Below are 14,539 nucleotides of genomic sequence, written 5' to 3'. Positions count from 1 at the left end.
AGTAAATGTTTTTGTATAATATTTATTAAAACATTGCCATCAAGACAATTATGTTTTTCTATTCTCAATATTTAGCGGCATTTAAATTATTTTACTTTAAGACTCTCATTTCTCGAAGGCATTAAATGACTTCGTTTATTAAGAATAAATTGAATAACTAAATTTAATTATTGTTTCAATCCAATTTTAATTTATGATCAAGATTAGAAATACTGATCGTCAAATTTTCCAATAGATCAACAGTTTTTAAAATTTTATTAAAATTAATTTTCTCAACATCGTCGGTCGGTTTATGATAATCTTCGTTCATATAATCGTAAAAAAAAGCAATTGGAATTCCTTTTTCAGCATAATGAATATGATCGCTTCTATAATAAAATCTATTCGGATCGTTGGGATCATCAAATTTATAATTCAAATAGAATTTAGCCGAGCTTTGATTTGCGTCTTCTACCAATTTCCCCAATTCCTTACTCAATTTGCTGGCGCCAATACAATAAATTGAATCTTCGCTTTCTCTTCCGACCATATCAATGTTTGTATAGGAAATAATTTTATCTATAAAATTGCTGTTCTTTGTAAGATACTCAGCACCCAACAATCCTTTTTCTTCACCGGTGTGAAAAATTACAAGAATTGATCTTTTATTATTTTTTTCGAGTGCCAATCTTCTAGCCGTTTCTAAAATTGTTACGGTACCGGATCCATTATCATCAGCGCCATTATAAATTTGATTTCCTTTAATTCCTTCATGGTCATAATGCGCGCCTATTGCCACAAATTCATTTTTTAGATTAGTATCATTTCCTTCAATCACTCCGATAACATTCCGCGCTACTTTTTTTTCACTTAAAATTTTATAATTAAGTTTAATTTTTGTCTTCAATTCAAAGTTTGCTGGATCTGATAAATTATTATTTATGTAATCCAAATTGTATTTTTCGTTAGCCAATAAAGTTTTAGCCGCATTTTCATTCAGCACAACTGATGGAATATCATTTTGATCTTCCGTTTTTAATTCACTTTCAAGAAAATATTTTTTCGATGTTGCCATCTGTTGAATATAATTCCAGAAATTTAGTATCCCGTCATCCGCAATAACAATTAATGCCGCGGCGCCTTTTTCTTTTGCCGTTTCATTCTTTGCGTTTGACCGTTTATATTTTCTTACTGTATTTTCGCTTAAAATTTCTTTTCCGTCTTTTTTCGGACTTCCGTTCAAGCAAATTACAACTTTTCCATTTACATCAATATCTTTATAGCTGTTATAATTATCTTCATCGGATTCTATTCCATAACCGACAAATACAATATTAAATAATTTATTTGCGCTTTTTTCAGATGGAAGATTTCTTGATAAAAAACAAACATCGGTCCCGTTTTCATAAACTATTTTTGAACTGTCTTCAAATTGAAACGCTACATTAGCGCCCTCATCAAATCCTTCGGCAAAAATATTGAAATTCTGGAAATAGGTTCCATTTTCTCCAAATGGTTTTACTCCATATTTTTCCAGCTCTTCGGATATGAACAGCGACGCGATTTTTTCTCCTCTTGAACCAATTTCTCTTCCTTCCAATTCATCGGAAGCAAGAAACTCCAAATTCGATTTCACATAATTATATGAATTTAAATTTCCTTTTTCAATTTGAGAAAACACGGCGGTAAAGGAAATTAGGATGAGAATTAACGTATTTATTTTATTTTGTGATTTCAATTTTTCCCCTTCAAAATTTCAATTTTTACTTAACGGCATTTGTTAAAAAATTATTCATAGGTTTTGCGCACAAATAAAGTTTCACTAAGTCATCGGTTAAATTTTTGCTTAAAATTTTATTTTGCGGTAACGTATGAAAATAGTAAAATTGCTTGTTCGCAATTAACGGCTGACTTTGAACCGCTTCTTTAAATTCCGCGGGAATTACTTTGTTTTGCTCACCCTGAATAGTTTTGAAATATTTTTTAAAATCTTTTTCGTTCAATAATTTATCAAATTCTTTTAAATGCGAAACTATATATTTTCTTGTGTTATAAATTTGTTCTTTGCTCATTTCATAAATTCCGCTGTAAAAATTCAATTTGTCGTATTTGATTTCAATATAAACTCCGGGATCTCTAAAATTTTTTCTTCCGCCGTTGGCAATTATCGCCGATACATGTGTTTTATACGGAGTTTTATCTTTACTAAATCTTATATCACGGTAAATTCTAAAAATTGCTTCGTTCGGGGTTATCATTAAATTTTCATCTATTTCTTGAAATTTATAAATCATATGCTGAACAAAATTTTCAAATGGAACTTTTACAAATTTTTCATATCTTGATTTATTGGCAGTAAACCAATCGCGATTGTTATTTTTTTCCAATTCGCTCATAAACTCAATAAAATCTTTTGAAAAAAAGTTCATACTTGTTTTTCCTTTCTTAAAAAATTTTACACATAATGAAAAAATAATTATTACTCACGATAAAAAATCAAATAAATTCAAAAATAATTTTTATAGTAATGAATTAAAAAAGTCCGTATTTTAGTAATGAATATTTAGATTTTCATTTCTCAGAGCAGTTACGAAAAATATTCTCTACATACTAAAATTTTACCTTAGCAAATCCAAAGAAGATCAATATCAAATTCAAAAATATTACAAAAAATTTTATACTATAAATCAAAAATTAAGACTTATATTTATTTTTCCAAAAAATATTTGAGAGAACGAAATTTTTATTTGGCAGAACAATTTTAAAATATATTCAAGATATTAATAAGAGGATTATTAATTATGAGCGTTACCAAAGAAGAAGCCCTTAAATATCACTCGGAGGGCAGAAAAGGAAAAGTAGAAGTTATCGCTTCTAAGCCTTGCTTTACAGCAAGAGATTTATCATTAGCTTACACTCCCGGCGTTGCCGAGCCATGCAGAGAAATAGAAAAAAAGCCGGAAGATGTTTATCAATATACCGCTAAAGGAAATTTAGTTGCGGTTGTGAGTAATGGCACAGCAGTATTGGGATTAGGTGATATTGGTCCCGAAGCAGGCAAACCTGTAATGGAAGGAAAAGGAGTTTTATTTAAACGTTTTGCAGATATTGATGTTTTTGATATCGAACTAAAAACCAAAGATCCAAAAGAAGTAATTAGAGCCGTTCAATTATTGGAACCCACATTTGGCGGAATAAATTTAGAAGATATTAAGGCGCCAGAGTGCTTTGAAATTGAAGAAGAATTAAAACGAACTATGAATATTCCTGTTTTTCATGACGATCAGCATGGAACAGCAATTATTTCATGCGCGGCTTTAATTAATGCTGCAGAATTGGCAAATAAAAAACTTTCTGATTTAAGATTGGTGGTGTCCGGAGCCGGAGCCGCTGCGGTATCTTGCTGTAAACTTTACATTAGCGCCGGTGTGAACGTAAAAAATATTGCAATGTTCGATTCAAAAGGTCATATTCATAAAGGAAGAACGGATTTAAATTCGCAGAAAATGGAATTTGCTCAAGATATTCATTATCCAACATTAGAAGATGGAATGAAAGATGCGGACGTTTTTATTGGATTATCGAAAGCAAATGTTGTTTCCAAAGAAATGGTAATATCTATGGCGCCTAATCCAATTGTATTCGCAATGGCAAATCCTGATCCTGAAATAACATATGAAGAAGCTACTTCTGTTAGAACAGATATAATTATGGCCACAGGCAGAAGCGATTATCCAAATCAAGTAAACAATGTTTTGGGTTTTCCTTTTATTTTTAGAGGAGCTTTGGATGTTAGAGCAAGCGCGATTAATGAAGAAATGAAAATGGCCGCGACAAAAGCTTTGGCAAATTTGGCTAAAGAAAAAGTTCCGGACGCTGTAATTCGTGCTTACGGAGGAACTGATTTTGAATTTGGTACAAATTATATTATTCCAAAACCGTTTGACGGCAGGGTTTTGTGGAAAGTTGCACCCGCTGTCGCAAAAGCCGCAATGGAAACAGGCGTTGCTCGAATTCAAATAAATGATTGGGTTAAATATGAAGAGCAGCTAAAAGAACGTCTGGGCTATTCTACGGAAATTATTAGAATGATGATACATAAAGCCCAGAAAAACCCAAGAAAAATTGTTTATGCCGAAGGAGAAGAAGAAAAAATAATTAGAGCCGCAAATTCCGCGTTGAACGATAATATAAGCATCCCTATTTTAATAGGTAACCGTGAAATAATTGAAAAGAAATTGGATGAGCTTGGTTATGAAAAAACGAAATTCGAAATTGTTGATCCTAATAATTTTGCTAAGCATAATGAATTTGCACAGGAATTTTATAAACTGCGACAAAGAAAAGGATTAACATTAAACGAAGCGAAAGAACTGATGAAACTTCCTAATTATTTGGGTTCTATGCTTGTTTTAATGGGCGATGCTCACGCATTAATAGGCGGTTTAGGTCATAGTTATCCAACAACAATAAAACCTGCTTTGGAAACAATCGGCGTTAAAAAAGGATTTAAAATTGTTTCCGGATTATACATAGTTATCATAAATAGAAAAGTATATTTTTTAGCTGATACTACCGTTAACGTAAATCCAAATGCCGAGCAACTTGCTGAAATAGCGATAAGCGCCGCGGATACCGCAAAACAATTTGATATTCAACCCGTTGTTGCGATGCTTTCTTTCAGTAATTTCGGAAGCACTAATTACCCGGAATCTAACAAAGTTAGAGATGCCGTAAAAATTGTAAATGAATTACGTCCCGATATTATTATTGACGGTGAAATGCAGGCAGACACTGCTGTTGTGCCCGAAATTATAGAACATGAGTTTCCTTTTGCAAAAATTAGAGGCGGGGCGAATGTACTTATATTCCCAAATCTTGATGCCGGTAATATTGCTTATAAACTTTTAAATAGATTGACCGAAGCTACAGTTATTGGACCAATATTAATGGGAATGAAAAAACCTGTTCATGTTCTGCAAAGAGATGTTTCAGTTGATGATATTATTAATTTATCTGCAATTGCGGCTGTTGAAGCGATGAATAATAAATAGTATATTTTATTCTGAACGCGGATAATTAGTGAATATGTTTTAATTATTTCATAACAATCCGCGTTCTTTTTATAATTTCAAAAACAATCCGGCTGAGTTCCTTCAACATTACTGTCTTTATAAGTTCTAAAAAATCTATTGCCATTTAAAAATGTTTTCTCGCCTTCAAAAGTCAAATTATATTCGGCAATATTTCCATCGTCAAAATTTAAAATAAGTGTACCTTGATCACCTCTTGCAATTACATTCCAATTTCCGGTGTTATTTTTGTTGCCGGAAGAATATCCGCTTACATCGTCCGCATTCATAACAACTTGACTTTCGTCATAATAATTAAAATATCCTTGTTCGCATAAATCAATTATTATTTTATCTTGAATCCCACCGCTTCCGTAGCCGCTGTTATAATTATTCATATATGTCAATCTGCAGTTATTTAAAATTTGCTCTAATTCATTTTCTAATGATGATCTTACCGGCTCTGAAAATTTTAAGCTGTTGCAAATTTCGTTTACAAATTCTTTATACTTTTCGGAATAATTTTCAGATTCGACAAACACAAATACGGCAACTCCGCCGCCAAACGGCGACATTAAACTCTTGGCAAAGGATATCGCTGCTTGTCCCTCTAAAAAACCTTTAAATATACCCGCAACAGAATTTTCATTAATTTCCAATTTATCGCTCAAAGATAAAACTGTTCCATTATTTTCATTTATTCCCATATTTGCATTTTCAACAATCTCATCAATTGTTTTAAAATTATGCGGTGTAACTAAAATAAATCCTTTTTCAATATCGGAGACAAAAATATAACCTTGCGGAATTTGCTGACCTTTCCAATTATTAGGAACGTTAAATGTTATTCCAATAGAAGAATCTGATACCTTTCCTGAAATTGTTTGGCAGTATAAAATGTTACTTATAAAAATGAATATTAAGAGATATAATAACTTATTCATAGTCACCTGTTAAATTTTTCTGATGTTAATGTACTTTCTAAATTATTTTGATGATGATTTAAGCAATTTGTTATATACTTTTTTAACTGTCCAAGTTAGAAAAAGAATAACAAGAATTCCGATAAAAATTGGAAATAAAATTGCGAGAATTGAAATACCAAATGAAGCTCCGGCTTCGGTAGTGGAAACCACATGATTTCCTAATCCGCCGGTTGTTAAAGATGAAGTTCCGCGTGTTATGGTAGTTAAACTTTGAACCAAACCAGCTGCGCCGCCGCCGGCAACAATTGCGAGAACCCATTTAACTAAAGGATCTAATTCAACAATTGATGAAGCCATTACAATTGATCCGGCTATAACCGCGGTTGGTGAAGCGATAGCGTCTAAAAAATTATCTATAAAAGGAATATAATAACCCGCGATTTCAAAAAGTGTCGCTGCGCCAAATATTATTAAAGCAGGCAAAGTGCTAATCCATTCAAATCCCGAGGAAAGGTTTAAATAACCGAAAAATGAAGCAATGCTCATGACCAATAGCGGCACAAAAATTCTAAAGCCCACTGCTGCGGCAAGACTGATTCCTAAAAATACACTAATTATTGTTTCAAAATTTATCATACTCAATTAAATAACTCTATCAATTCTTTTGTTCCAAATTTTGCCTTATTTGAGAGGTTGCTTAAAATAATAATAGTTTTTTTCTTTCCCAACTCTCTAATAAAATAAGTTCTAAAACCTTTCCACCATCCTGTATGATAGACTATTTTATTTGTTGAATCTTCCGCATTTATTCTCCAGCCCAATCCGTAATTGTCATTTATTAAAAGTTTTTCGTGCATAGGCTTAAATGCTTCTTCCAATATTTCGGATTGTACAGGTTCTCCTTTGTATAATGCCTGATCGAATTTTAACATATCTTCAACGGTCGTATAAACTCCTTTATCGCCAACAACGCCATTTAAAAATGTATCCTGCGCTTTTATTTTTTCTCTTTCGTACCCAACCGCAATATCTTTGTATGAGCTTATATTTTCCTGATTATATATAAATGTATTTTTCATGCCTAATTCTTCAAATATTTCTTCCTTCATAAATTCATTAAAACTATCTCCGGTTATTTTTTCAACAATAGCTGCAAGAATACAATAATTGGTATTTATGTAATTATATTTTTTATCCGGCAAAAAATATCTGTTGGGAAATTTATCTATCATTAAATTGATTACATCCGAGTTTGTAATTTCTTTATCTTTTTCATTCCAAAGTTTCTCGGTAAAATAGAAATACTCGGGCAAGCCTGATTTATGAATCAACAGCAGTTTAATTGTTATTCCATTATATGGAAAATCAGGAAAATATTGTTGCACGGAATCATCCAAATTTAGTTCGTTTCTTTGTTTAAGCAGTAATATAGCATAAGCGGTAAATGGTTTTGACACTGAAGCTAATTGGAATTTTGTATTTAAATCATTTTTTGTTTTTGATCCGAGGTCTGAATAACCAAAAGAATTTTCATAAATTATATTTCCGTTTTCGGCAAAAAGCACATTTCCGTTAAAACCATTAACCTTGCTTTTATGCTTAAAATATTTATTTATTTCATTTGATTTTAAAACTTGTTCCTTTGTTAACGCGATTTTATTTTCATTGGAAATTATTGTTTCATCCGTCGAATAAAATTTATATAGAAAAACAAATATTACAGATATTAAACCGATGAACAGAGCAGCGTATTTTTTGAGCATAATTTTATAGACGTAATTTTTTCAATTAAAACTTTGAAGATAATTTTTTATTGAATAAAAATCTCGACTAATTTTAGAATTGTATGGAATATAATTACCTTTTACTTGAAGAAACCTCCGAGGTTTTTATAACCTCGAAGGTTATTTTAATATAGAAATTTAATAAAGTTGTTGAGTAATAAATTAAAAACCAAATTTACATTGCTTCGCATTTTTCTTTAAGCGTTTTTGCGCCGTCTTCAAAATTTTTGCCTAAAATCATGTCCATCATTAAACCCATATACCTTCCAACTAAATAATCCGCGTCGCCACTAATTGACCAACTGAATTTTGTGGAATTTCCATTTGGCACAAATACAAAGTCGACTTTTCCGGTTCCATGCTGTGGAGTTAAAAACTCAATATCCGCTTTAATTAAACTGTAAGGTTTTAATTCGGTGAAAACCATTTCTCCGGAACCAATGGTTTTTCCTTCCCAAAAATATTTTTGTCCTACCGCCGCCGAGTCACCTGTTACAACAACTTTATGACCGGGTTCGAATGGCGTCCAAGGATTCCACTTATAGAAATTGTTAAAGTCGGCGACATAATTATACACAACTTCTACGGGTTGATTTATTTCAATACTTCGCTCAACTTTATATTCTGAAGGAAGAAAAAGAGCGACTACTAAAAAAAGAACAATGATAACAATTATAACTTTTAAAAGAATTTTAAGTATTTTCATATTTTACCTCACCTTTGTTCAAATTTTGGGAGTATCTAATTTTTTTAAGCCGGAATGTAATTCCTCTTCTGTCAAATGATAGTCGTGAAGTTTTCCTTCAAAATAATCCTGATATGCGCCCATATCAAAATGACCATGACCGCTTAAATTAAATAATATTGTTTTTGATTTTCCTTCTTCTTTTGCATTGTTGGCTTCCCTAACTACTGCGGCAATTCCATGCGTTGATTCAGGTGCTGGAATAATTCCTTCAGCATTCGCGAATTTTACTCCGGCATCAAAACATTCTAATTGCTGGAGAGCGACCGCTTCTATTAATTTGTCTTTAAGAAGCTGACTTGCCAAAGCGCTAGCTCCATGATATCTTAATCCACCGGCATGAATAGGAGCCGGAACAAAATTATGTCCTAATGTATACATTGGAATGAGCGGGGTTAATCCAACCGAATCTCCAAAGTCATATCGGAATTCACCTTTAGTAAGTTTTGGACATGAAGCGGGTTCAACGGCAACGCATCTTACGTTTTTACCTTCGGCTAATTTATATCTTAAAAATGGAAATGAAATTCCAGCAAAATTTGATCCGCCGCCTAAAGGAGCAATTACAACATCAGGAAAATCTCCCGCTAATTCCATCTGCTTTATTGCTTCTAATCCAATTACGGTTTGATGAAGAAGAACATGATTTAATACGCTTCCCAAAGAATATTTTGCCAATGGATCTTTAACTGCTCGTTCAACCGCTTCAGAAATTGCAATGCCTAAACTGCCCGGTGAATTAGGATCTTCGGCTAAAATTTTCTTTCCGGAATCTGTTAATTCTGTCGGTGACGCAAAAACATTTGCGCCCCAAGTGTTCATCATTAATTTTCTATACGGTTTTTGATTATAACTAACCTTAACCATAAATATTTCCAAATCAATGCCAAATTTCTGACACGCGTATGCTAATGCGCTTCCCCATTGACCAGCTCCGGTTTCGGTTGTAATTTTTTTAACGCCTTCCATTTTATTATAATAAGCTTGCGCAAGCGCTGTATTGAGTTTATGTGAACCCGCCGGACTAACTCCTTCATATTTATAGTAAATTTTTGCAGGTGTATCTAAAAGTTTTTCCAAACCGAATGCTCTAATTAATGGAGTTACACGCCATTCCTTATAAATTTCTCTTACTTCATCGGGAATATCAATCCATCTTTCTTTTGTTACTTCTTGTTTAATTAATTCCATCGGAAAAATCGGAGCCAAATCTTCCGGTCCTACCGGCTGTTTTGTTCCAGGGTGTAACGGCGGCAGCATTGGGTTTGGCATATCTGCTTGAACATTGTACCATTGTGTCGGTATATCTTTTTCATCTAAAAGGTATTTTTTTTGCTTATCCATAATTATCCTGTTTTGTAATTAATTTATTTGTTAACTGAAGGAATAATTAGCATGGAAAATATTACTATATTTTTATTGATGCAACGTGAAAACTAATTTTTTTTACATTTTTTGCTTAAATTCAGATGAGTTTATCAGCTTTAATGAAAGAATATTCATTAAGAATGTTTGATTAATAAATATAAATATTGAATTTTCATATCATTATTAAGCCGTGAGATTTATTGAGGTTATTTTGAAAGCTGATGAAAGATGAGTTTTTAAAATTGTTTAATCGATTTATTTTAAAATAATTTGATCACCAACCTTAATAATCCCTTCATAATGGGCAATTACATTTTGACCAAACAGTATTTTATTATCAAAATTTCTATAAGTGCTTAATGTTGATAATGGTTCTTTGTTTTTATTTCCGCTCCGCTGATCGATTGTTGTAATTACACATCTTGCACAAGGTTTAACAATTGTGAATCGCAAATTCCCAATCTTTATATCTTTCCAATCATCTTCATCATGAGCATTCCCGCCGGCAAAAACAAAATTAGGTCTGAACTGATCCATTGAAATTTGATTGACGAGTTTGCCGTTTAATAAATTTAACGATTCTTCTCCAATAATTAAAAAAGGATAACCATCCGCAAAACTTACATTTTTACTTTCGGGATAATATTTTGTACTGGTTTTTCGTTCAAATAAATCGGGCATATAAACCAATTTACACTTAAAGTCCAATGCTTCGCTAAACCATTCATTTATAAAATTATCATATTCAAGTGAGTCGCAAAAATCTTCCCAAATTTGAACTTTAGTTTTTTTAACTGGGAATTCAGAAAGTGAGATTTTTATCGATTCAATTTTTTTTCTTTTATGGATAATGACCAAATGATCATTCTCAATTTTTACATCAATGAAAATCATTTTGGGTAAAAGTCTTTGAGTGAGAAACATATTTTCAAGATCTACGAGCATCCATCTTCTATCATAACACAAACCTCTTTCTTCAACTTTTGATTCTCGAAGTGAAATTCCGGATAATGATTTTACGGGAAATATGTTTATCTGTGTTAATTTATAGTTAGACATAAAATCTTAAAATGTTTCCGATATTTAAAAATGACCGCAGTAATAATTACATCCAAAGTACTAATTAATTTGCATTCTTCGCAAATAATTTATTTGTCCCAAATGATAATTAAGATGAGTTAGTAAGTGAAGTAAAAACTGCCCAATTTCAACTTCGCCGAGAGAAATTTTTTCTTTGAATATTTCTGAATATCTTGATTCGTCAAAATTAGTTAATGTTTTCAGTACTATTATTTTTGCTTCCTCTATATTTTGAATAATTTCATTTTGGGGGATATTTTTTGCCGAAAATTCTTTATCTCTTTCTCTTTTATATTCAAAACCACCGAGCATGTAACCGATATAATGTTTTAAATTTCCGCATAAATGCAAAGCCAAATTTCCCGAGGAATTTTTTATATCGCCAAAAACTTTCCACAAATTTTCTTCGTTTTCAAACAAAGAAATTTCGTTACGCAATTTCTCAATATCTCTATCGAATATTTTTATCAAATTATCTTTAAGCATTGGTTTTTTACCTTTCTTAACAACACAATTGCATCTCTGCTTTTGAGATGACATCTTTGTTTTTACTTATGTGCTTTTAATTATTAAAGATCCCATCTCTAAAAAAAGAGATGTGATCTTTACATTATAAATAAAATTTAAATTTCACCTTCGTATTTAAGCCATTCTTGTGTTCTATGGAAAAACAAAACGTATCCGCGAACCTGAAGTTTTCCATTTTCGACCCAAAGTTTGCAATCATAAACTTTTCCCTTTTTAGGATCGAGAATTTCTCCATCTTCCCAAACTCCGTCATCTCCTTTTTTCATATCGGTGATAATTGTCATTCCCAATATTTTTTTATTTTTTCGTGCGTCTTCATCATCACATTTATCGCAAACGGGATCCGGATCTTCTCCGGCTTTTCTAAATAATTTTACAACGTCTCCATAAACTTTTCCATCTTTTACATAAATTTTAACAATGGATTTAGGCTGACCTGTTTCATCATCAATTGTTTTCCAAAGTCCTTCAACTTTTTCTTTCTGAGCATAAATATTTGCGCTTAATAAAAATGCTATAACAACTGGTACTAAATAAAATATTTTCTTCATATAAAACTCCTAAAAAGTATTGTGGTTAAAAATTACTTTAATTCTCATTAAAATCAATTTAATTTCCTTTATATTTTACAAAAAGGAAGTGTTGTAATATATATTAATTGACCCATAATTAAATCCAAAAGAAAATTCGGCGCCAAATCCTTTATATATATCAATCGAAGCATCCAACATTGGAATTACATAAAATTTTTCCTTTGTATATTTTATTTTAAATGGCTTATAAGAATATTCGTTTTGAGAAAAAATGGAAGAAAGCTCAACATTAAATACATCATGATGAAAAATTGGAAATGATAATTTTATTCCATAACTATTTAATATCGCATCGCTGATTCCAAATGCATAAAATCCTATCACATCTAAATAAGAAAATGGAAATGTTCTTTTATTAAAATAAATTTTGTAACCAACTCCAAGACTAAGCTGATAAATACTTTCACTTTCATCCATAACAGATTTTTCACTTCCCCAAGTATTTTTCAGATCCGGTATACTTCCTATTCCATTATTTGCATAAACAGAATTAAAATATATTGATAATCTTTTTCGGTTTTCATTTAGTTTTTTATTGTTAAAATATTCGGCAATTATTTCATATGCCAAATCTTGATCTTCATATAATAAATACCAATTATTTATAATTGACAGTAAAAACTCTTCATTTGTAAAATTATGATTTTCAAAAAATGAAAAATTTTCAATTCTATTTTTAATTTTATTTCGAGTTTGTGTTTTCAAATTTTCATAATTCATATTTTTATCAAACAACATCGTAGAATCGTTATTGTAAAATATCATTGAATAAAAACTTCGCTGTTCAAATTCACGCATGGACGAAACAATATCCGCGTCATTTTGTTTTGGTATAATTTGAATAAATAGTTTTTTAAATAAACCGGAAGAAAGAAATGTCAATTCATCGCTGCCGATTTCATTAATTTTTGATAATGTATGTTTTGCCCAATCACTTCTTTTAATTAACCAAAATCTTTCATTACTTTTTAGATCATCCAACAATTTTGGCAATAGCAATGTATCATTATAATTATTGTAACTTTCGATTGTAGAGTATATTAAGTCCGGATTTAATTTAGAATTTCTTTGAAGATTTATTTCCAATGAATTCAAGATATTCTTGTTTGAAAATACACTATCGGAAATAAAATTTCTGTAGAGACCGGTTAAACTTTGGGTAAAATTAAGTTGAGTTAAAAGAAAACTAAACAATATAGAATTCTTTATTATTTTCATTTCGTTTTATGATTTACTTTTAATTTTAATAATAGTTATTTCCGGAGTTGAATTATATCTTACCGGAGCAAGCGACATGCCCAATCCACGAGTTACAACCATTAAAGTTTTACCGAATTTAAATTCTCCTCGCATATATGGTGTTTCAATTTGTGTAGGCGAAAGGTTGATGAACGGAAATAAAAACGTAATTTGTCCGCCGTGAGTATGTCCCGCTAAAAATAAATCAAAGTTTTTTTCTTCGGCTTTTTTAATCAAAAATTCCATTGGCTGATGTGTGAGAAATATCCGTAAATCTGCTTTAGTATTATTTTTAGTCAATGAATCTAAAATATTTTCACTGGCTTTTTCAACATATGTGTTAGTTATAAAACTTACTTCAATGTTTGCGCCATCAATACCTAAATGCAGTTTATTATTATCAATCATTGGAATATTTACTTTGTTTAAGGCTATGGTGACTTCTTTTAAGCTCCTTTTATTATCTCCTCTATAAGCCCAATTATCATGATCGCCGACGCAAGTAAAAATTCCATATTTCGGTTTAAGCTTACTTAATTGATGTGCTGAAAACTCAATATAATCCGGAGTGCTTGTAATCATATCCCCGGCCATTAAAATTAAATCTGGATTTGTAGAATTTACTTTTTCAATAAAATTGGTAAGTCTTTTTTCATCCGTATATCTATCTGCTTGAATATCCGAAATAAACGCTATTTTAAATCCATTTAAGCTTTCCGGAATTTCTTCCTTATAAAATGAAACCTCATTTATTTCTACCGATTTATAATCATAAATTATTCTGAAGGGCACATAAATAAACGCGCAAATAAATATGACGAAAAATAATGCGGATTTTATGCGATTAATTTTGGGCTTAACATTTTTTATAAATGGAAGAATTGTTAAATGTAAAATTTCTAGAAGAAGAAAAAATAATGTTGATTGCACAATTATAATTGTACCGACCCAAAATGGATAAAGAACAAAATAATCAAAGAAAATATTTTCCGGCGGCTGAAAATATCCGATATTATTTAAAAGTACGTAAATCCACGCAGTTATAGCTATTATTGGATAAATATTGACAAGTGTAAGAAAAATCCATTTGCCAACTTTTATTTTCCTATCTGAAAATTTTGGAAAAATAAACTTTATGGAATTTACCACTCTTTTAACAAAGTAAATTTCTAAAAGAATGACTGAAAGTAAAACGAGTATTACTTTAACGGCAAACGGCATAGTT

13 protein-coding genes are annotated in these 14,539 nt (G+C 31.0%); 1 reads left to right on the top strand and 12 read right to left on the bottom strand.

What is annotated here, in order from left to right:
- Window positions 1–175: 175 nt before the first annotated feature.
- Both IPK06_13915 and IPK06_13910 read right to left on the bottom strand, forming a co-directional pair.
- Window positions 176–1,717, bottom strand: coding sequence for a M28 family peptidase (locus IPK06_13915; protein ID MBK7981072.1), 1,542 nt, complete (start codon window positions 1,715–1,717; stop codon window positions 176–178).
- A gap of 25 nt (window positions 1,718–1,742) precedes the next feature.
- A complete protein-coding gene (locus tag IPK06_13910; GenBank protein ID MBK7981071.1) occupies window positions 1,743–2,408 on the bottom strand; it encodes a DUF2461 domain-containing protein in 666 nt (221 codons plus the stop codon).
- Between the two features lie 372 nt (window positions 2,409–2,780).
- On the opposite strand from IPK06_13910, the gene IPK06_13905 reads away from it, so the two are divergent.
- Window positions 2,781–5,033, top strand: a complete 2,253-nt coding sequence (locus IPK06_13905; GenBank protein ID MBK7981070.1) for an NADP-dependent malic enzyme — start codon at window positions 2,781–2,783, stop codon at window positions 5,031–5,033.
- A gap of 77 nt (window positions 5,034–5,110) precedes the next feature.
- Here IPK06_13905 and IPK06_13900 read toward each other — a convergent pair whose 3' ends face one another.
- The 10 genes from IPK06_13900 to IPK06_13855 form a co-directional block, all read right to left on the bottom strand.
- Window positions 5,111–5,995 (bottom strand): hypothetical protein, encoded by an 885-nt coding sequence (locus IPK06_13900; protein MBK7981069.1) that lies wholly within the window; start codon window positions 5,993–5,995, stop codon window positions 5,111–5,113.
- 42 nt (window positions 5,996–6,037) lie between these two features.
- Entirely contained in the window at window positions 6,038–6,610 is a 573-nt protein-coding gene (locus tag IPK06_13895) for a DUF4126 domain-containing protein (protein ID MBK7981068.1), read from the bottom strand.
- Between the two features lie 5 nt (window positions 6,611–6,615).
- Complete coding sequence (locus IPK06_13890; protein ID MBK7981067.1) at window positions 6,616–7,740, bottom strand: beta-lactamase family protein; 1,125 nt, start codon at window positions 7,738–7,740, stop codon at window positions 6,616–6,618.
- A 196-nt stretch (window positions 7,741–7,936) separates the two neighbouring features.
- Window positions 7,937–8,467, bottom strand: coding sequence for an SRPBCC family protein (locus IPK06_13885; GenBank protein MBK7981066.1), 531 nt, complete (start codon window positions 8,465–8,467; stop codon window positions 7,937–7,939).
- A gap of 18 nt (window positions 8,468–8,485) precedes the next feature.
- Window positions 8,486–9,850 carry a TrpB-like pyridoxal phosphate-dependent enzyme gene (locus IPK06_13880; protein MBK7981065.1) on the bottom strand — a complete coding sequence of 455 codons (1,365 nt, stop codon included), beginning with the start codon at window positions 9,848–9,850 and terminating at the stop codon, window positions 8,486–8,488.
- Between the two features lie 279 nt (window positions 9,851–10,129).
- A complete protein-coding gene (locus IPK06_13875; protein ID MBK7981064.1) occupies window positions 10,130–10,933 on the bottom strand; it encodes an MOSC domain-containing protein in 804 nt (267 codons plus the stop codon).
- 60 nt (window positions 10,934–10,993) lie between these two features.
- Window positions 10,994–11,494, bottom strand: a complete 501-nt coding sequence (locus IPK06_13870) for a DinB family protein (GenBank protein MBK7981063.1) — start codon at window positions 11,492–11,494, stop codon at window positions 10,994–10,996.
- A gap of 83 nt (window positions 11,495–11,577) precedes the next feature.
- Window positions 11,578–12,033 (bottom strand): DUF2147 domain-containing protein, encoded by a 456-nt coding sequence (locus IPK06_13865; protein ID MBK7981062.1) that lies wholly within the window; start codon window positions 12,031–12,033, stop codon window positions 11,578–11,580.
- A 75-nt stretch (window positions 12,034–12,108) separates the two neighbouring features.
- A complete protein-coding gene (locus IPK06_13860; protein MBK7981061.1) occupies window positions 12,109–13,293 on the bottom strand; it encodes a hypothetical protein in 1,185 nt (394 codons plus the stop codon).
- Window positions 13,294–13,299: 6 nt separating this feature from the next.
- Window positions 13,300–14,535, bottom strand: coding sequence for a metallophosphoesterase (locus tag IPK06_13855; protein ID MBK7981060.1), 1,236 nt, complete (start codon window positions 14,533–14,535; stop codon window positions 13,300–13,302).
- Window positions 14,536–14,539: the final 4 nt, after the last annotated feature.

Source organism: Ignavibacteriota bacterium (genome assembly GCA_016713565.1).
Taxonomy (GTDB): domain Bacteria; phylum Bacteroidota; class Ignavibacteria; order Ignavibacteriales; family Melioribacteraceae.
The sequence above is the reverse complement of the archived record's forward strand: the minus strand, read 5'-3'. Positions and strand labels throughout refer to the sequence as shown.

Coding starts and splice junctions, on each gene's coding strand:
- IPK06_13890 (MBK7981067.1), bottom strand. CDS start 7,740: ATGCTCAAAAAATACGCTGCTCTGTTCATCGGTTTAATATCTGTAATA.
- IPK06_13910 (MBK7981071.1), bottom strand. CDS start 2,408: ATGAACTTTTTTTCAAAAGATTTTATTGAGTTTATGAGCGAATTGGAA.
- IPK06_13880 (MBK7981065.1), bottom strand. CDS start 9,850: ATGGATAAGCAAAAAAAATACCTTTTAGATGAAAAAGATATACCGACA.
- IPK06_13900 (MBK7981069.1), bottom strand. CDS start 5,995: ATGAATAAGTTATTATATCTCTTAATATTCATTTTTATAAGTAACATT.
- IPK06_13855 (MBK7981060.1), bottom strand. CDS start 14,535: ATGCCGTTTGCCGTTAAAGTAATACTCGTTTTACTTTCAGTCATTCTT.
- IPK06_13875 (MBK7981064.1), bottom strand. CDS start 10,933: ATGTCTAACTATAAATTAACACAGATAAACATATTTCCCGTAAAATCA.
- IPK06_13885 (MBK7981066.1), bottom strand. CDS start 8,467: ATGAAAATACTTAAAATTCTTTTAAAAGTTATAATTGTTATCATTGTT.
- IPK06_13905 (MBK7981070.1), top strand. CDS start 2,781: ATGAGCGTTACCAAAGAAGAAGCCCTTAAATATCACTCGGAGGGCAGA.
- IPK06_13865 (MBK7981062.1), bottom strand. CDS start 12,033: ATGAAGAAAATATTTTATTTAGTACCAGTTGTTATAGCATTTTTATTA.
- IPK06_13860 (MBK7981061.1), bottom strand. CDS start 13,293: ATGAAAATAATAAAGAATTCTATATTGTTTAGTTTTCTTTTAACTCAA.
- IPK06_13870 (MBK7981063.1), bottom strand. CDS start 11,494: ATGTCATCTCAAAAGCAGAGATGCAATTGTGTTGTTAAGAAAGGTAAA.